The 19,345-nt window shown below is 30.5% G+C and carries 15 protein-coding genes; 2 read left to right on the forward strand and 13 right to left on the reverse strand.

The annotated features are described in order from the left end of the window. Positions 1-302: 302 nt before the first annotated feature. The gene (locus MRU_RS07180; RefSeq protein ID WP_012956236.1) at positions 303-1,400 is read left to right on the forward strand and encodes an ABC transporter permease; all 1,098 of its coding nucleotides are present in this window, start codon (positions 303-305) and stop codon (positions 1,398-1,400) included. 45 nt (positions 1,401-1,445) lie between these two features. Continuing rightward, on the forward strand, positions 1,446-2,162 hold the full coding sequence (locus MRU_RS07185) for an ABC transporter ATP-binding protein (protein WP_012956237.1): 717 nt from the start codon (positions 1,446-1,448) through the stop codon (positions 2,160-2,162). Positions 2,163-2,362: 200 nt separating this feature from the next. Here the strand turns inward: MRU_RS07185 and MRU_RS07190 are convergent, their stop codons facing one another. The 13 genes from MRU_RS07190 to MRU_RS07250 form a co-directional block, all read right to left on the reverse strand. Next, positions 2,363-3,742, reverse strand: a complete 1,380-nt coding sequence (locus MRU_RS07190) for an MATE family efflux transporter (protein ID WP_012956238.1) — start codon at positions 3,740-3,742, stop codon at positions 2,363-2,365. A gap of 291 nt (positions 3,743-4,033) precedes the next feature. Next, a complete protein-coding gene (locus MRU_RS07195) occupies positions 4,034-5,068 on the reverse strand; it encodes a TIGR01177 family methyltransferase (protein ID WP_012956239.1) in 1,035 nt (344 codons plus the stop codon). Positions 5,069-5,192: 124 nt separating this feature from the next. After that, positions 5,193-6,491 (reverse strand): geranylgeranyl reductase family protein, encoded by a 1,299-nt coding sequence (locus tag MRU_RS07200; RefSeq protein ID WP_012956240.1) that lies wholly within the window; start codon positions 6,489-6,491, stop codon positions 5,193-5,195. Between the two features lie 199 nt (positions 6,492-6,690). Then, positions 6,691-8,538: a PH domain-containing protein gene (locus MRU_RS07205; RefSeq protein WP_171776168.1), complete on the reverse strand. Its 1,848-nt coding sequence runs from the start codon at positions 8,536-8,538 to the stop codon at positions 6,691-6,693. A gap of 345 nt (positions 8,539-8,883) precedes the next feature. Beyond that, on the reverse strand, positions 8,884-9,180 hold the full coding sequence (locus MRU_RS07210) for a putative quinol monooxygenase (RefSeq protein ID WP_012956242.1): 297 nt from the start codon (positions 9,178-9,180) through the stop codon (positions 8,884-8,886). Between the two features lie 296 nt (positions 9,181-9,476). Further along, the gene (gene npdG, locus MRU_RS07215; RefSeq protein WP_012956243.1) at positions 9,477-10,160 is read right to left on the reverse strand and encodes an NADPH-dependent F420 reductase; all 684 of its coding nucleotides are present in this window, start codon (positions 10,158-10,160) and stop codon (positions 9,477-9,479) included. Positions 10,161-10,342: 182 nt separating this feature from the next. Continuing rightward, the gene (locus MRU_RS07220; protein ID WP_012956244.1) at positions 10,343-11,419 is read right to left on the reverse strand and encodes an NAD(P)-dependent alcohol dehydrogenase; all 1,077 of its coding nucleotides are present in this window, start codon (positions 11,417-11,419) and stop codon (positions 10,343-10,345) included. 933 nt (positions 11,420-12,352) lie between these two features. After that, positions 12,353-13,177, reverse strand: coding sequence for a helix-turn-helix transcriptional regulator (locus MRU_RS07225; protein WP_012956245.1), 825 nt, complete (start codon positions 13,175-13,177; stop codon positions 12,353-12,355). Beyond that, positions 13,167-14,027: a helix-turn-helix transcriptional regulator gene (locus tag MRU_RS07230; RefSeq protein ID WP_012956246.1), complete on the reverse strand. Its 861-nt coding sequence runs from the start codon at positions 14,025-14,027 to the stop codon at positions 13,167-13,169. Before MRU_RS07230 ends, MRU_RS07225 begins: the two co-directional genes overlap by 11 nt. A 573-nt stretch (positions 14,028-14,600) precedes the next feature. Continuing rightward, a complete protein-coding gene (locus tag MRU_RS07235; RefSeq protein ID WP_012956247.1) occupies positions 14,601-15,875 on the reverse strand; it encodes a proteasome-activating nucleotidase in 1,275 nt (424 codons plus the stop codon). A gap of 554 nt (positions 15,876-16,429) precedes the next feature. Then, complete coding sequence (locus MRU_RS07240) at positions 16,430-16,933, reverse strand: multiprotein bridging factor aMBF1 (protein ID WP_012956248.1); 504 nt, start codon at positions 16,931-16,933, stop codon at positions 16,430-16,432. Positions 16,934-17,196: 263 nt separating this feature from the next. Next, positions 17,197-17,619: a DUF356 domain-containing protein gene (locus tag MRU_RS07245; RefSeq protein WP_012956249.1), complete on the reverse strand. Its 423-nt coding sequence runs from the start codon at positions 17,617-17,619 to the stop codon at positions 17,197-17,199. A gap of 459 nt (positions 17,620-18,078) precedes the next feature. Next, a complete protein-coding gene (locus MRU_RS07250) occupies positions 18,079-19,305 on the reverse strand; it encodes a hypothetical protein (protein ID WP_012956250.1) in 1,227 nt (408 codons plus the stop codon). Positions 19,306-19,345: the final 40 nt, after the last annotated feature.

The raw sequence follows: 19,345 nt of genomic DNA on the forward strand, positions 1-19,345 counted from the left end.
TTTTTAAATGTTTTTATGAAAAACTAATTTTTTGACTCTCTTTCTTAAAATCCAACTGATATCCACTTTTTAAACTTATTTTTCTCAAAATCCAACAGATGAAAACAAATACTTTTTTAATTTATTTTTCTTAAAGATCCCTTAATTTTATCCAAGTTTTTAAAGAGATGCAAAATCAAATAAAAAATTATTATTATACTAAAGTCAAATATTTATATAACTTTATTAACTTAATCAATTAACAAGTTTATATAAATAATTATTGATTAAACTATTGATTAAACTATTTTTTAAGGGATAACATGTCATTTTTAACATTAATATTAAAAAATCCTTTTAGGAGCAAAAGCCGAGCCATACTTGCAATCATAGGGATTGGAATCGGTATAGCCACAATCATCGCATTGGGAGCAATTACCGACGGAATGATTGCAAGTGCAGATGACACACTGCATGCCGGAGGATGTGATTTTACAGTAAGCGGAAAGATAGAGAGCACATCATCACAAATGGCTACATTCGGTACAAGCACCATTGATGAGGATTATATAGATAAGATAGCCAATGTAACGGGTGTAAAAGATGCTATAGGAATGTATATGACCGTCCTTATGACAACAAATTCCCCATATTTTGCTGTTGTAGGATTGGATCCAGAAGACTATCAGGTTTCCGACTTGACAATTACAGAAGGACGGATGTATAAAAACGACACTAACGAGATAGTGATTGGAAAGATTGCATCTGAAAATGAAGAGAAGGGAGTTGGAGACACAATCACACTTGATGACAAGAAATTCAAGATTGTGGGAATCTATGAGTCAGGTAACACCCTTCAGGACCAAGGAGGATTTACAGCCATTAAAAACTCCCAAAAACTCTCAAAGGATGAAGGCAAGATCAGTTCCATCTATATCAAGGTAAATGATGGAGAGGATGTTGATAAGGTCAGAGATAGAATCACCGACAAATATGGAGACAATCTGACAACAATAAGCTCATTATCCGACTTGGAAATGACTAAGAACATGATAGACATGTTGAACGGAGCAAGCTTAGCCATATCCCTCTTGGCAATCATAATTGGAGCTGTCGGAATCATAAACACTATGCTTACAAGTGTATTTGAAAGGACAAGGGAGCTTGGTGTCTTAAAGGCAGTTGGATGGTCTGACGAAAAGATTCTATTAATGATTGTAGGTGAATCAATAGTCATTACAATTGTTGCCGGCATAATCGGGTCCATTGTAGGAGTCATTGGAGTGGAACTCCTTGCAGCGTCTAAGATAATGCAGCTTCTAAACCCTGTATATTCAGTTGACATATTTGTAAAGGCATTTGCAATTGCACTCTTTGTTGGAATAATAGGAGGAATCTATCCTGCATTAAAAAGCCACTAAATTGCCTCCTACAGAGGCTTTAAGGTATGAATAGGGGGAATTGATATGGCAAATATAATAGAGATTAAAAACCTTGTGAAATCTTATGAAAATGGTAACATCAAGGCTTTAAATGGCATAGACTTGACAATAGAGGAAGGAGAGTTTGTATCAATAATCGGACCTTCAGGGTCTGGAAAATCCACATTATTAAATATGCTAGGGGCTTTAGACATAGCAGATAGCGGAAGCATAAATGTGGCAGGCTATGACTTGACAGTCAACAAGAATCTAAACAAGTTCAGGGGAGAGAAGATAGGATTTATCTTCCAGCTTCACAATCTCATTCCAAACATCAGTGTTGTTGAAAATATTGAGATTCCTATGTACTCTCAAGGAAAATCATCTAAAGAAATGAGAAAAAAGGCTCTTGAGCTATTGGATATGGTTGACTTAAAGGACAAGGCCAATATGAAACCAAATAAGTTATCTGGTGGAGAACGTCAAAGGGTGGCTATTGCAAGGTCTTTGGCAAATGACCCTTCAATCATTTTAGCAGATGAACCTACAGGGTCTCTTGATTCTAAAACAAGCACAAAGATACTCGAACAAATTCATAAGTTGCATAAGGAGAAGAATATTACTTTAATCATTGTTACTCATGACATGACTGTGGCTAAGTTAGCAGATAGGGTAATTGAAGTGCTTGACGGTAAAATACTTAATGCTGAAGAAAGTACTCTCTTGGATAATAAGATAGAGATAAAAGTTAATTTGTTTTAAAAAATAAGTTCAAATAAATTAAATAATTAATATAAATGAATATTAGATTATTTCTAATATTCTTACTCTTTTTTTAATAAATAAAAAAATATCAAGGAAATAGTTCATCTACTCTTTTTTTTAATAAATAAAAAAATATCAAGGAAATAGTTCATCTACTCTTTTTTTTAATAAATAAAAAAGTAAAAACAAGTTATAAATTAAACGGGCTGATTAAGACTCTCGCATTCTTTTTTAAACTTACCTTGATAGATTTTTATACATGTAAAACCAATAAAGCAACCTATAGCCATTCCTACTATCGCACCTAAATAGACACCAAATATGCCCATTTTTAATACAATGCCAAATAGATAAGCAAGGAATACACTTAAGATCAATTCCCTTAAAATTGTTATGGCCAATGACTTAAAGCCAGAGCCAATAGCTTGATAGACATAAACTGCAGTTCCTCCAAATGGAATTACAATATTATAGAAAACCATTATCCTAAGGACCTCAGCAGTTCTACTAATCATTTCAGCATCCCCAGATATGAAATTAAAGGTTTCAGAAATCGGATAGGCAAATACAAAGAATATTATGCATATTATCAATGTAATTGTAAAGCTTAGGAAAGTCGAATAATTGATTGTTGTCTTAAAATTCTCATAGTTTCTAGCCCCGTAAGCTATGCCTGCAACTGTTATTGTAGAGATTCCAATGGAAATGCATGGAAGAAAAGCGATTGACACAAATCGCCACACCACAGTGAAAACAGCAACTTCCATGGTTCCTGCAGTAATCATGATTAGATAATTAAAGCAGATAGCTACAATAGAATAGATAAGCTCTTCCAAGCTTGCAGGGATGCTTACAAAAAGAATCTCCTTATAAATTTCCATTTTGCTATGAAAGTACTCCAAACTCAATTTTATGAATGTATCCCTCTTTACCAGATACCAATATAGCATCATAAGCAGATTGACAAGTGTGGACAATACTGTAGCGATAGCAGCCCCTTTGACTCCCCAATTAAAAATATAAATGAAAATAGGATCAAAGATAATGTTTAGGATTGCATTAACCACTAAAGGCACTGTGGCCCTTCTAATGTCCCCTTCTGCCCTGAAAAGACTTGAAACAATGGCTGGAAATAGTATTATGATGCTTGATAGAAAGATTATCATACCATAGTCCATTGCATAATCCAAAACAGACCCCGCTCCAAAAAGAACAAGCAAGTCATCTAAGAAGAACATTCCAATAATGGAAATGATGATTGAAACGATAAGAGCTATTATAATACTATGGATTGCAGCATTGTTAGACTCATCATAACGCTTAGCACCAATCAAACGGGATATAAGTGAATTTGCGCCTGCTCCAACTCCACTTCCAAAGCCAATAATCACCAGATACAATGGAGACATGAATCCTAGAGCTGCAAGAGGTTCAGCTCCCAGTCCGCTAACCCACATGCTGTCTATTAAGTTATTTGCAAACATTAAAAGCATGGAAAGGATTGTGGGATAGGTCAATCTATTTATGGCCTTTTTAGGGTCTCCTATGATTGATTCGATGTTTTTATTGGTTTGCATAAAAATCAGTGCTTAAAAAATAAGTAAAAAGAAATTAACAGAGTCAAAAAAATAATTTTAAAAAAGCAATAATTTTAAAGAAAATTTACTAATAAAAATTAGCAAACTCCCTTTAATAGCATTAATCATTTATTCTGAAAATTTTAGATTTTTGTTTACTATATATTATAGTTCTTTGTTTACTATATATTTCAAATAGTTTAGTTTTTTGTTTACTATATATTACAAATAATTTAATTTTTTGTTTACTATTAATTATAAATAGTAAACCCAACTAAAATTCAATATAATTTAATCAATTTTAGCTATCACAGAAATGATACGAGTCAGGCTTCTATGCATTTTAATCGCATACCTTTCCAATAAAACAAAGCCTACATCCTTAAATAGGGAATCTATGTCTAATGAATCAGGACTAGCCATCACTAAAAGTGCATCCTCTTTCATGCTGTGTTCAATGGATTCTAAAAATTCTTTAAATATTCCAGAAGCACCTTCTCCACAAGTGGTTGTAGAAATTCCATATGGTGGGTCGGTTACAACTGCATCAGCCTCTTCATACATTTCCATTTCACGAATATCCACCACATGAGTTTTATAATCGGTTATTCCAGCATATTCAAGGTTAGTTGCAGTTCCATTTTTCATTCTCCAGTCAATGTCACAGCCAACAACCTTTGCTCCTATGAGACCTGCTTCTATAAGGATTCCCCCAGTTCCACAGAATGGATCTAAGACCAAATCTCCTTCCTTGACTCTTGAGAGATTTACCATGCATCTAGCTAATTTAGGACTCATACATCCTGGATGGAAAAATGGCCTCTTATGAGGTTTCATCTCTTCAAAATACTTTTTATTCAATTGATATTTGCCATAACATAAATAGATAGTGTTCTTATAAGCTACAACCCTAATAAAAGATTTTGGATTTGATAGGTTTACAGAGATATTGTCAGTACTTGTTAAGATATATCCTCCTATTTTTCTCTCAGTGTCTACAGTGTCTATTTCACTATTGAACCTTTTTACCCTAACAGCAAAGTTCTCATCAATAAACTCAGACCAATCGATTGATTTAACTTCAGATTCCAAATCAGAGCAGTCTACTGTCTTAATCAATTGATGGACTTCATGAGTATATCCTAATCTTCTAACAAGCAATCTATAATAATCATCAAAAACATCTTCCTCAAGCTCTTTTAATAAAACCAAGCCAGGGCATACCATTTCAAGTTCAGTTTCTATTTCTTCTGTTTCCAAGACAGCTCTTAATTCAGCCAATGGCAGTTTATCATGTTCTTGTGATAAGATTAATAATAAATCCATTTTTTAAACCTCAAAAGTATTTTTAAGTCAATTCAAATCTTTTAATTTAAATAAGAATAATTTACATTTTATTATTTATTAGTCATTCATCATTTTTTTATAAATATAGCAAAAGCCAAAACTCTTAATCTTTATTTAACAACCAAATCTTAGCCAATTCCTTTTTATGAATCTTAGGAGCCAATGAAAAAATCAAGCCTCTTTTTAAGAATTCCTTAACTAACTTGGATTGATTGTCCATATCTCCATATTCAGATATTAATTTATCAGCATCTTTTTCTTTTAATTTAGTTAATACATAATCCAAATCATCATTAGATAAGGTAGATAATGATTTTTGGACTTTAAATTGAATTTCAAACTCTTTTGAAAATCTATTTTCAAAATCATTCTGATAGTTTTCTAAAATCTTAGACAATTCATCTAAGAAATTATTTAATTCTTCTTTATAATTAGCATCATTTAAATCAGAATCATCCTCATTTGAATCAGAACCACCAACTAAATCAAAATCAATTTTATCAAAGTCTAAAGTATTTAAAGCATTTAAAATAGCATCTTTTGCAAATTGAACAGACTCTAATCCAATTAGAATTCCGCCTCCTGTGGTTGGTTTGACTTGAGAAGCAGCATCCCCTATTAAAATAAGCCTATTCTTAAATAATTTATTACTTTTATCATAAATAGGTATTTTACCCTTATATTTCTCTAAAACTTCATATTCATCATATCTAAATTCATTTTCCAGATAGTCATCCAGCATCTTGGATTGGCTTTTATAGTCATCTTCGCTAAACAATCCAATCCTATAAATATTACTATAAACTGGAATTGCCCAGATAAATCCCGGAAAGAGATCTCCCCAAGCATATAAATCTACAAAGGACATTTCATCAATCTTATCAACCTTAACAAGATATTGGCTTGCATTAAAATAATTTAACTTAGAATTGACCTTTTTAGCTGAAAGTGATAATGGACCGTCTGCACCTACAATAATCTTGGAGCGGATTGTTTTAATCTCACAATCGAATTTGAATTGGACAATCCCAAGCTCTGTATCAATATCCACTACCTTTGAAGATAGATAAGTGTCCAGATGCTCCCTTGCTCGATTAAATAAGTACTGATCAAATGCAACCCTATCTAAAACATAGGCTTGAGATTCCTTTTTAGAAACAGTTAATGAATGATTTTTAGAATGTATGAAAGCACCTTTAGCTTCATTTAATATTAATTCTTTTGGAATATCACATAATGAAGAAATTCTTTTATTTACAATTCCTGCACATTGCAAAGGCAAACCTATACGTTTCTTTTTATCTATTAAGCAAACTTTTAAACCGTTTTGAGCAAGTTCATAAGCTAAACTAGAGCCTATAGGTCCTGCACCAACAATTGCTACATCATAATCAAAACTCATGCTTTACCTTCATATAAAAATTAAATAAAAAAATTGCTTTTAAACTAAAAAATTGTTTATAAGACTAAAGAATAATTGCCTTAAAAACTAAATAAAAAATTGTTTTTAAGATTAAATAAAAAATTGCCTTAAAAACTAAATAAAAAAATTATAGGACTAAATAGAAAATTTAAAAGAAATTGAATAAAAATTAATAAAATTAAGACCTTCTAAATTTCCTTGAATGCTTTTCAAGCAAGTCATTGGAATCTTTATTCTTTTTCTTTTTCTTGCCCTTTTTATCTGACTCTTCATAATTATTAGAATTATCTTCCATATCATTATAGGAGTTATAATTTTCCTGATTGTTATAGCTTCTATTTCTATAATTAGATGACCTGTTTCTATTATTGGATTTATGATAATTATCACTTGAAGACTGTTTATTTAATCTTGGAGGATTGTTTGATTGTCTATAATCATCATAGCCATAATTGGATTGATCATAAGAGTTATTATAGTTTGGATTAGATCCAGAATGACCATAACCATCATCATAGGACCGATTAGGTCTTGATTGTCTATAATCACCTTCATAAGGCTGATTAGATCTAGATTGTCTATAATCACCTTCATAAGACTGATTAGACCTAAATTGCCTATCATCAGGATAATTAGAATTATAATGCCTATTCTGATTAGAATTAGCATAATCAGTATTATGTCTAGAGCCAGAAGCAAAATCATCATAAGAATCATTCATTCTAGAATCAAAGTCTTCATGAGAGTTAACTACTCTGGAATCAAAATCTTCATGAGAATTGACTACTCTAGAGTGATTGTTGGGCTTAAATTTAATATTGTCTCCAATATTTTCCATAGCCTTATTTATAGTGCTATCAAATTCCTCATCGGAGATAAAATCGTCATCCATACCATAATAATCATTAGAATCAAGAGGGTTCATTTCATTAAAACTTTCTCCACCCCTATTTTGAGCTTCTAGATTATCTTGATGGAATTTCTCATAATTTTGTGCAAAATACTTATTTGGATTTCTTTGATAGGATTCTCTAATTGTTTCTCTATGTTGATGATTTGCTCTTGAATCGTCTCTGTATTGATTTGCATTCCTTTTTGAATAGCCCCTATTGCCTTGAGGGGCTCTTTTGGATCTTTGATTATAGCCAGATTCATAATCATCATAGCCAAAATCATCATAGTTGTTGCGATTATTATAATTAGGATTCTGCTTATAATTAGAGTTCCTGTTATAGTTAGGGTCATAATTGGAATTTCTATTATAATTGTTACTCGGACCATCAATCGGCTGATTATTATAATTATTTCCTCTGGAATTCTTAGCTTTTCGCCTTATTTCTCTAAGATTTCGTTTTCTCTCCTTTACATCAACCAATTCAAGGTCATCAAGATCTTCCATACGATTATAATGAACCTTTTCATCAGAGTTAGGCCTTATTGGCTTAAAGTCCCTATTTTGATAGGAATCACCATAATTGTCATATCCCCAATGGTTGTTATGGTTATTATAACTGTTATTATATGGATTGCCATAGGAATCGTCATATAAGTTATGTGACCTTAGATGAGTTGTCCTCATATTCTCAAAAATTAAATCTTCAATCTTTTTAGGGTTTGAGACATCCTTTAATGACATGTCCTTGCCGTCATAGGCACTGTATAAGGTAATTGTGCCTACTGAGAATGCTTTTCCTAAAATGCTTTGAGAACGACTTACATCCTGAATAGTGTTAAAAGGCATGTAATTCTTCTTATTAAATATAATGCCCTTTTCAACGATAACTCTGCTTTCAGTAATTGTATACTTTATTGAAGTCCAAGAAAGGAATTTTATTATGATATATAGGATTACAACCATTATTATAACAAAGACTGCAATTGCAAAATAGCGAGTCAATGGCAATTTGGTTGATTCTATCATATAGACTTGCATGTTTCCAATATATTGAATTCCAGTTGAATAGAGGAAAAATAGAAATCCAAGTAAAATCACTGCAATGAATATGCTCTTTGAATAAACTATCAAATTTGGTTGCCCTTCATACAACACTTTTTCATTAGAGTTCTCTTTTTTATCTTTACCAAACATTAGTTTATATTTATATTTTTTATTTATAATATAGTTTATGCAGATATGTTCGCAATATATTAAATAAGTTTAATTAAGAGTCTATTTAATTCAAAAAATAGCACATTAATTCATAAATAGCAGATTTATTCAGAAAAATAGCACATTAATTCAAAAAATGCACATAATTCATAAAATGCAGATTTATTCAGAAAAATAGCAGATTTATTCAAAAAAGAGACAGGATAATTAAAAATAGAATAAAAAATAAAAAAAGAAAAATAAATTAAAAAAAAGTTTAGCTTAAAGATCAGTTGCTTCCGCTTCGTAAACAGCAATGTCAAGTTCAGCTGCAACTAAATCTGCTATATTTTTTCCAAAGGTGAGGAAATGTTCAGTTTGTAAATGAGCTCCTAATATTTCTTTGGATTCCCATTGTTCAACAAACAACAAGGTTCCATCACAAGTGTTGGAATATAAGTTATAGTCGATGTTTCCATCTTCTTTTCTTGAATTTTCAATCAAGTCTTGTGCAAATTCTACAATTTTTTCACAAGCTTCTTCATCTTTAGGTATTGCTTTTGCTAAAACAAATATCATAAAATCACCGCTTAATTTAGTTAAGAGACTATCCGTAGCATTGGATAAATAGATATTTATTTTTTTATAGATAAATAAATATCGGAATAAAGGAGAAAATAAAAGAGGATATACTAGAGAATATCCTATTTAAGTTAAATATTAGAAAATTATAAATAAGAGGTGAAAATAATTTTCTAAATATTTAACTTAGGTCGAGAACAAAATATCTAATCTTTAAAAAATCTCATTAAATTTTAAAAGAAAAAATATCTAATCTTTCAAAAAACTTTAGATGAACAGACAGCAAATACTGTTTAATCTTCAAATTGAGGAATTCCAGTAATTCTGAGACCACCATAATGGGATCTATACTTAATGTTTAATCCGATTAATAATGGAGTGATCTTTTCAATAATTCTTGATTTTTCTAAAATTCCAGTGTCGATTGCTTTAACTCCAGGAAGTTTATTAATAAGTTCGGTAGCGATTTCTTTTGCTTCTTTATCATCTCCTGCAATTAAACAGTCACAATCGATTTCATTTGGAATATTGGATAAATGAGAATTACTAATGTTACAGAATGCACAGATTACCTTTGCACCTGTTCCATCCAATATTTTTGCAGTTCTTTCTGCTGCTGAACCTTCCATTAAGTCAATGAAACGGAATGGTTTGCCACCAATAGCTGTTTCAAGAGGGACGGTTGCATCCAATACAATTTTATCAGTACAAAATTCCTTAATTCCTTCAAGAGTAGGTTTTTGTGCTGCTAATGGTACAGTTAAAATTAAAATATCTCCTTCTTTTGCTGCATCTTCATTAGCCATACCTACAATATTTAAATCATAATCTTTAAGTTCTTCAATTGTTTCTTCCACTATTGTTAAAGCTTTTTCTTCCTTACGAGAGCCTACAATAACTTCAACACCTTCAATAGCGAATCTTTTTGCAATTCCTAAACCTTGTGGACCAGTTCCACCAATAACCGCTACTTTCATTTTTTTCCACCTGAAAATTTAATTTCATTTTTATAAACACATATGCAAAAACTTTGCTAAATTACAAACATGCTAAAAATCTAAAACTTAGCAATTAATATTATAAACATCTGAAAAGTTTTAAAAAAAAAGTAATGGATAGAATCCATTACTTTAATTAAAGTTCAACTTAATCAACAGACTTAGTCGATGTCTAACATTACAACAGGTTTAATTAAGTCTTTAGGTTTGTCTTTCATCAAGAGCAATGCATCTTCGATTTTTTCAAGACCTTTGAATTTGTGGGTAACTAATAATTCAGGGTCTTGTCTGCCGCATAATGCAAGATCAGCAAGTCTTTCCATTCTTACTGCTCCACCAGGACATAATCCGTTTGTAATGTTGATGTTTGACATACCGCAACCCCATTCTACACGTGGGATTAATACATTGTCAGCACCACTTAAGTAGTTTACATTGGATACAGTTCCTCCTGCTTTTGCAGATTTAATTGCTTCAGCCCATGTGTTTTCTAAGTTACCACCTGCAATAACTACAGAGTCTACACCTGCACCATCGGTAAGTTCTCTTACTTGTTCATCGATAGGTCCGTTTTTGTAGTTGATTATGTCGGTTGCACCGTATTTTTTAGCAACTTCGACAGAAATAGGACGGGTACCTGCAGCGAATAATCTACCTGCACCTAAACATTTAGCACCAGCAATAGCAGAAAGACCTACTGCACCAATACCAATAACAAGTACAGTTCCACCTAATGGAATGTTAGCGTTTTCGGATCCCATCATACCAGTGGACCACATGTCGGTTAACATACATGCACCTTCGTCGGATAATCCGTCAGGGATGAAGGTTAAGTTTGCGTCAGCCATGTTTACGTGGAATCTTTCACCGAATACCCCGTCTTTGAAGTTGGAGAACTTCCAACCACCGAGAGGTTCGGTTGTTTGTGAAGGGAATCCTCTTTGAGCTGCTTCATCGTCCCAGTCAGGGGTGATAGCTGGAACAATTACACGGTCGCCAGGTTTGAATTTTTTGACCATGCTACCTACTTCAACTACTTCACCAACAGCTTCGTGACCTAAGATCATGTCTCTTCTGTCACCGATTGCACCTTCCCATACTGTGTGAATATCGGAAGTACATGGAGATACACAAGTTGGTTTAATAATAGCGTCCATAGGTCCACATTCAGGTACTTCTTTTTCTACCCAACCGATTTCATTGAGTCTTTTCATTGCAAATCCTTTAAAAGTTGCCATTTTAACACCTCAAAAATATAAAAATATTTAAAAAAAATCTATTCATTGTTTTCTAAAAACAAGAAAATAAAGATGTTTTAAATTATAAAAAACAGTGAAATCTTTAAAAAATAAAGATTTAAAACCTATTTAAAACAGTGATTTCCTAAAAATACAATATTAAATTGATTTATTTTAGAAAAAAATAGATTTTATATAAATACTTTCTAAATAAAGATTTAGAATAAACTATATATAAAATTTACTATTTATTTGTAGATTAAATTCAAATTAATGCTAAAATAGTGACTTATTAAGAAAAATAAGAGTTTATGATAATTTTTGATTTTCATGATGTCAATTTCAATCCAATCCGAAAAAACAATATTTAATTAAAAAAATTTAATAAAACAAAAAAATTCAAAACCAAAAATAAAAATCAAAACTTAACCCAAAAAAATAAAAAAGATACAAAAAAATCAAACAAAACAAAAAAATTCAAAACCAAAAATAAAAATCAAAACTTAACCCAAAAAAATGAAAATGATAGGGAAAAATTATACTAAACAAGAAAAATAATGAAAATGAAAATCAAAAACAAAGTCTTGATAAAAAAACAAGTTAGTGATAAAAATTCAAGTTGGTGATAAAATTATTTAAAAATTGAGGATTGAAAATTATTAAAATTGTTTAAAAAATAAAAATAAAGATATATATTTAAATAAATAAAAAATAAAGAACTAAATGATAAAAATGAGAAAAAATAAGATAGTAAACTAAAAAACAAAAAGTTCGAAAATAAAAAAAAGAAAAAATAACTGAGAAATAAAAAATTTAGATAAATAGATAAAAAAATAAAAAAGTGAATGAAATAAAAAAAAATTAAGATAAAAAAATAGCTAAAAAAAAGTGAATGAAATAAAAAAATTAAGATAAAAAAGTGAATGAAAAAAATTATTTTAAAATTTCATTCTTAAAGAACCTATAGAATCTATAGGCATCATTTAAATTTAAATCGTCTTCCAATAAAAGCATTTCAGAATTGTCAAATACAACATCATCAAAGAAAAGGTATAATGAAGCAAACTGATCTGAAACTGTAAAGAAGATATTTGGAAGGTCATCCACAATATAAAACTTGATCTTCTTATCTCTCACCAAGGACTTAATCTTATTGTCAGAGTCTGATTTAATTGACAAATCATAAATGTTCTTTGTAGTCACCAAATCCAAATAGCCATCATGTTCGATTATAGCGTCATTAACGGCATCATTGAAGATTTTAGAAAATACAGGCAATATCATGCAGATATATGTAGACTTTTTAATGTTTTCCAAGTATAGATTAATAGGCTTGGCAAAATCTGTAATGGTTGATTTAACTAATGTAGAGTTATTAAAGATGGATAATTCCTTTAGAAATTTGTTAGGAATTGATTTGATGGAATGATTTTCCCAAAATTCTCCATTAGACTCAATAGATCCCATATTATCCATTAGATTTTCCAGATTCTTTGCAACCAAAAATCCAGTAGATGATATGGCAAACAATTTATTTGGAAGCTTTGTAATTAATTTACAGGATTTTAATTCATTTAAACCTCTGGAAATATTGCCGGATTTTCTATTAATCTCAGACTCCAGCTCCTTAATTGATTTGCTGGATTCATATAGGCTAAACAATATTTTCAATCGTAGCTCAGAGCTGATAACAAATTTCAATAGGTTAAAATCGTCCAAATCGCAAATTCCTTCAAAAAGTTCTTCACTAATAATCATCCTCCCTTCCATTAGGATAAATAAGATTCTCTAGTGAAACATAATCTCCGCATAATTCTTCATATTCCTCAAAAAGCTTTAATCCAAAGGTGATAGCTTCAGGATTAGTTGAAACCAGCACTGCATTTTGATTAAACTGGCCAGATTTAGTATATAAAGCCAAAACAAAACACTTATCAGACACTGTAAAAGCCAATTGAATGTTATGGTCGTTAGGTTTTAATTTGACAAATCTATTCTTAATTCCAGGGCTTTTTGGAACATAATCAATAATGAAATTCTTTACAGCCTCTGAAACCTCATCAGGAAGTATTAATTCAACAGTGCAATCATTGTCTATCCAATAGCTAATAATATCATCATGTCGTGGATGGAAATAAGGGAAGATACCTTTTAAAAATTTAAATCCCATTAAAGAACGTTGAAAGATTTCAGTAGATTTAAATAAATCAATATTATTAGATTCAATTAGTCTAGAGCCTTCAAGAGCAGATAAATCCTTTATAGCTTCAGAGTTAATATCTATAAGAGACTGATTTAAGAAATCAGAATTCTCTCTTAAAAATGTGGCTGATTTGTTAAAATAGAGAATGCTGTTTAATTTCAGCCTTGTTTTATTATATAAATAAAATTTATCCTCTATGCTATAAATAAACTTTTTTTGCTCCAGCTTATTGATATTGTCAAGAATTGAACTGTAACTATAATTTGTAATTGCTTCTATCTGTTTTATTGAAGCAGAGGAATTATACAAGCAGCCTAAAATTTTTAAACGAATTTCAGAGTTAATAAGAAACTTTATATCCTCTTGAAGTTCAAGAAAATTTTCTTCTTCAAATCGATTTGTCAAAATATAACCTCCTCAAACTATACTTATATTTATATAATAAAAAATATTTAAACTTTATAATTGTTTAATAAATTAAGAATAAAATGAATAAATCTATAAAACTTAACTGAATTAATATATAAAATATAACGAAACTAAAAATTAGAGAAATATTTAATATTAAAAAAGAATATCTAAAAGCTAAAAAGAATTAGAGAAATATATAATATTAAAAAAGAATATCTAAAAGCTAAAAATTCTATAAAATTAAAATCAAGCAAAACAAAAAAATAATATAATTCTTAGACAAAAATAGTAAAATAAGAATAAAATGGCCTCAGATCGCCCATCATTCATCACATATCAGAGCTCATAGGGTTCATCACAGGCCATTTAATGAATTAAAGATAGTGAATCTAAAAGTTAAAATTAAATAAAAAAAAAATAAAAATTTAAAAAGTTAAAATATAAGAAGTTAAAAAGTTTAAACTTTAAGTTAAGAAATTAAGAACTAAAAAAATTTAAAAGAAGGTAAAAATAATCTTTTTTTAAAAAAAAAATAAAGAAAATGAAATTTTAGAGCAAGTTGGAGAACTATCCAAACATTACTCCGCCATTATCATCTAAGGTACCTGTCTTGTTTTTACCCATAATCTTATTGATAGCATCCTCAAAGTCTGCCTTAATGATATGGTCTCTTTCCTCACGGATAGCAAACATACCTGCCTCTGTACAGATAGCCTTTAAATCTGCACCAGATAATCCTTCGGTAAGCTCAACCAACTCACTCATTCTAACTTCAGGATCTATATTCATCTTTTTAGTATGGATCTTAAGGATTTCACGTCTTCCATCTTCATTTGGAGCTGGAACTTCAATGAATCTGTCAAATCTTCCAGGTCTAAGCAAAGCAGGGTCTAAGATATCCGGCCTGTTGGTTGCACCAATGATTCCAATATCTCCACGTGATTCAAAACCGTCCAATTCAGCCAAAAGCTGCATAAGAGTTCTTTGAACTTCCCTATCACCACTTGTGGAACTTTTAAGCCTTTGTGCTGCAACTGCATCAAGCTCGTCAATGAAGATGATACTTGGAGCCTTTTCCTTTGCAAGCTCAAACACTTCCCTAACCATTCTTGCCCCTTCACCAATGTACTTCTTAACGAATTCAGAAGCGACAACCTTAATGAAAGTTGCGTTTGTCTCATTAGCTACTGCCTTAGCAAGCAAGGTCTTACCGGTTCCAGGTGGTCCGTATAATAAGATACCTTTCGGTGGGTCGATACCAACCTTTTCGAATAATTCTGGATGTTTTAAAGGTAATTCAACAGTTTCCTTAACTTCTATAATCTGTTCATCCAAACCACCGATCATATCATAGGTAACATCAGGTTTGGCTTCAATTTCCATACCAGATACATTTGCATCCTTTTCGGAAGGCAAAACTTCCACAACGCCAAAGGTCTGTTGATTAAGTGCAACCCTTGAACCTGGCTTCAATAGGTCTTCATCAAGGAATTTAGAATAATTGATTAGGAAACTAGGTCCGGTACTGCTTTTTACAGTCATTCTGGAATCGTCAATGATTTCAGTGATAGTTGCGATAACAAGAGGCGGTGATCTGAATCTTTCAACTTCACCTCTTAATGATTTTAACTCTCTTTCCAAACGTATTTTTTCATTTTCAGTTAGAATCTTGTCTTTTTCAAGTTTCCTAACCTTCCACATAAGATTGCGTTTGGTTTTTTGGTTTTCAGCTTTAAGTAAATCAAGTTCCTTTTGAAGCTCGTCAACTGTTTTAGGCTCTTCTATATTATCTATTTTAGTTGGGCGATTTAATTCAGGAACTTCATTTGGAGAATCATCCATATAACTCCTCCTTTTAATTAATTACATTATAAATTTGATTGTTAAGATTTTATCTTTTATATTTTACAACTAAATGAATAATTCATAAGAATTATTTATTTTTTATTTTACAACTTTAAAAAGAAATAGAAATTCTATTTCTTTATTTTGCAACTTTAAAAAGAAATAAGCTATTAAAAACTAATATTTCTTTATTTTACATATTTTAGAAAAAATTCTATAAATACATACTACAATTTAATTAAACTTTGTCTTTTAAATAGTTTACTAAATTTTAGTCCAAAATTAAAATTTAAATTAGACAATTTATTAAATAACACAGTTAATTAAAAATTTATAAAATTTTTAAAATAAATTCGTAGACAATAGAATAATTTATCAATTGTTATATATATAATTTTCTTAATTTTTGTAAGAAAAATAAATTAATTCTAATTTTTATCTAAATTAGTTTTAAAATTCTTTAAAAAAATAAATAAAAAATACAAACAATTATTTTATGCTTATATTATGAAAAAATTAAAGAAATTAAAAAATAAGAATAATAAAAGGATTTATTTCCTTTTAATTTTAACAATACTTCCTAAAGTATTAGGACCAGCAGAAGAACTCTTATAGGCTTCTAAATCCATATCATCATATTTTTCAATTAGCTTAATGTTTAAGGTCTTTTCAAGTTTACGTGCCAATTTTAAATCAGGTAAAATCTTCCCTGATTCGATTCTGTTGATTACAGAAGCCTTTTCATAGATTTTGGCAGCTAACTCTTCTCTTTTCCAACCTTTAGCTTCACGAGCTTGCCTAACAACAAGGTTAAAATCCTCTACAAGCTCATCCATAGGTTCTTCATTCCTAGTATAAGTCTTTTTAGGCCTAGTTTTAGCATTTGCTTCTTTTCTACCTTTCTTATCACGAGTTACAAATTTTCTCTCAAGGGGAGTGTCCCTTTGGACCCTACCGAATTTTGCACAATCGTTACAAACTAATAAAACTGAACCATCAATTTTAGTTCTTAAAGGTTTTCCTTCGATTTCTTTACCACAAATTTCACAGTTCATATATAAATATATTGCATTTGAATTATATATACTTTTTAATCAATATTGAATTTTTAATTTAAATCATAATTTTATATAATCCATTAATAAGTTAAATAGAGAAATATAATCAGAAAAAAGTTTTATTCTAAAAGCTGTGAATACACCTAAAATAAGTTAAAAAAAAGAAAAGAATGATAAAATAGTTAAAATAAGTAAAAAAAGAATTAAAGATTAATAAAAAAGAATTTAATCAAGTAAAAAAAGAAAATTAATGAAAGAAATTACATATAAATATTTAAACCCTCATTAGTCGAGGTCTTAGTTAATTTATAATCTTTCATTCGGGTTCCAGAACTTGATTTATTGGAATAATATCCTTTAAAGACCTTGCCTTCATTTATGATTTTGCTTAATTCCCTATAGCCATCATAGGTATTGCTTACCACAACAATATGTGCAGGTGGATGTATCTTTTTAACTTGAAGAATAGCTATAGTAGTGTCTTCCTTTACACGAAAAGCGGTTGCAACCTTAGATTTAGTTCTTAAAGGTGATTTTAAAACATTTTCAACTAGTTTGTCTGCAAATTTAGGATCCACTTTTTTCGGTTTTGTTTCTAAAGTCAGATTTGCATGCCTTTCTACATCGGCAATTGCATTTAATATCTTTGCGTTGTTTTCTCCTCTAATTAATATCAAAGCCATAGTATCACGTGTGTTTGTGTTTAAAAATAGAATACTATAATTTAATAATTTATACTTTAATTTCAAAAAAGAGCAATAAATTACAATTAAATGATTAATTAAAATACTTAAAATTTTATTTAAATAAATAATTTAATTAAAAAAACTTTTTTGAATTATTATTTTATATATTCATCATTTTTACCAGTATAATAGTTTATTTCTTTTTATTTAAAAAGATTACTATCAATTAAGTGATTTAACTTTTTAAAAAATTATCTTTAAAGATGAAATAAAACTGAAAGCTTAAAAAAAAACTATAAAATTAATAGATAAAAAATAACTAAAATATGAAAATAACTAAAATAGATGGAAAAATAAGTAAAATAAAGCAAACAAAACAAAAATAAGAAAAAGATAAAAAAAAGTAAAATTAATTATTAAAAAAATAAAAAAATAACATAAATGCTTTGAAAGCATTTATGAAACACGATCTTTAAAGGATTTTAACAGCCGTGTCCTAAAGATTACCAACATAATCAGAACAAAACCAATAGCCGTTTGAATGGTACCTAAAATAGTTAGAACCATTGAATTGATAGGCAAGTTCCAAGCAGGTGAACTTCTGCCATTAGGCAATGGATTATAATAAACACCTACAGCACGAACATCCGGCTTAACGTTTAAGTCGCTTGGCTCTACATAGTCAACACCAACGATTAAACCATTGTTAATACCTTTGTTAAGTGAACCTGCAATGGTTGAAGCATTATAACCATATTTCTTAACTGACGCCTTGACGACCTCTCTTGTAATGTCTGAGAGTCCTAATCTATCACTTCCATAAACGGAAACAGAAACAGAATCTTTAGAAACTGTGATTGAGTCAATTAGAACATCTGTAGCAGAGTTCACTGTCAGTTCACTGCCACAGTATGGGCAAACGTTATATCGCTCAGCATCTGGAAAACCTGTAGCCCATCCACATTTTTCACAGGATTTGGAATAGTTCTCATCCATCGGATAACCGGTGGTGTTTACCTGATCCGGCACAAACATGTCTCCCGTACTGATACTGGAAACAAGGTTTACTGCACCCCCACCGTATTTTTCACCTGAATCCTCGGCAACCTCTTTCATGGCCTTACCGACAATATAAGTGGCAGGATAACCATCCCTAATCATTTTTCCTATATTAACTGCAGTCTCTCTTCGGACTCTTTCTGCAGTACCATACATAGGGTTACCTGCACTGTTTCTCAAGTGAATGATAGCTCCTTTGGAACCTTGAGGCAATTGAACAACTCCTCCTGTGTGGTGGGTGACCTTAATGGTTCCGGCATCGTCGACAACAACAAGATAAGCGTTATAGTCTCCACCGATAGCTGCACCCATTGAAGGGCCTCCAATAACAAGACGGATACCCTTAAATCCACTTGCCAAAGCGGCAGCAGATGCTGGAGTGGCTCCATGCTGCATAGCTGCAAGCGCTGCAATAATCGCATAGTTCCTTTCTGTACCATTACCTTCACCCCCTGAAAGCATGGCGTATCCATCATCTTTAGACATGATGAATGAAGACTGGAACATGTTATTTGCAAAGGACATACTTCCTGCTGCAGCACCGTTAGGATCTTCTCCACTAGGATCAGTAATAACGATTACGTTACAAGTAGCAGATACAGTAGCAATTACTGAAAAGAGCATTAAAACCAAAAATATTAAACCAATTATCTTATTAAATTTA

It is taken from the genome of Methanobrevibacter ruminantium M1, from assembly GCF_000024185.1.
Taxonomy (GTDB): domain Archaea; phylum Methanobacteriota; class Methanobacteria; order Methanobacteriales; family Methanobacteriaceae; genus Methanobrevibacter; species Methanobrevibacter ruminantium.

Bases quoted from the DNA above. Each gene is read 5' to 3' on its own strand.
- MRU_RS07220 (WP_012956244.1), bottom strand. From the start codon at position 11,419: ATGGCAACTTTTAAAGGATTTGCAATGAAAAGACTCAATGAAATCGGT.
- MRU_RS07235 (WP_012956247.1), bottom strand. From the start codon at position 15,875: ATGGATGATTCTCCAAATGAAGTTCCTGAATTAAATCGCCCAACTAAA.
- MRU_RS07225 (WP_012956245.1), bottom strand. From the start codon at position 13,177: ATGATTATTAGTGAAGAACTTTTTGAAGGAATTTGCGATTTGGACGAT.
- MRU_RS07210 (WP_012956242.1), bottom strand. From the start codon at position 9,180: ATGATATTTGTTTTAGCAAAAGCAATACCTAAAGATGAAGAAGCTTGT.
- npdG (WP_012956243.1), bottom strand. From the start codon at position 10,160: ATGAAAGTAGCGGTTATTGGTGGAACTGGTCCACAAGGTTTAGGAATT.
- MRU_RS07195 (WP_012956239.1), bottom strand. From the start codon at position 5,068: ATGGATTTATTATTAATCTTATCACAAGAACATGATAAACTGCCATTG.
- MRU_RS07200 (WP_012956240.1), bottom strand. From the start codon at position 6,491: ATGAGTTTTGATTATGATGTAGCAATTGTTGGTGCAGGACCTATAGGC.
- MRU_RS07180 (WP_012956236.1), top strand. From the start codon at position 303: ATGTCATTTTTAACATTAATATTAAAAAATCCTTTTAGGAGCAAAAGC.
- MRU_RS07185 (WP_012956237.1), top strand. From the start codon at position 1,446: ATGGCAAATATAATAGAGATTAAAAACCTTGTGAAATCTTATGAAAAT.
- MRU_RS07245 (WP_012956249.1), bottom strand. From the start codon at position 17,619: ATGGCTTTGATATTAATTAGAGGAGAAAACAACGCAAAGATATTAAAT.
- MRU_RS07240 (WP_012956248.1), bottom strand. From the start codon at position 16,933: ATGAACTGTGAAATTTGTGGTAAAGAAATCGAAGGAAAACCTTTAAGA.
- MRU_RS07250 (WP_012956250.1), bottom strand. From the start codon at position 19,305: ATGCTCTTTTCAGTAATTGCTACTGTATCTGCTACTTGTAACGTAATC.
- MRU_RS07190 (WP_012956238.1), bottom strand. From the start codon at position 3,742: ATGCAAACCAATAAAAACATCGAATCAATCATAGGAGACCCTAAAAAG.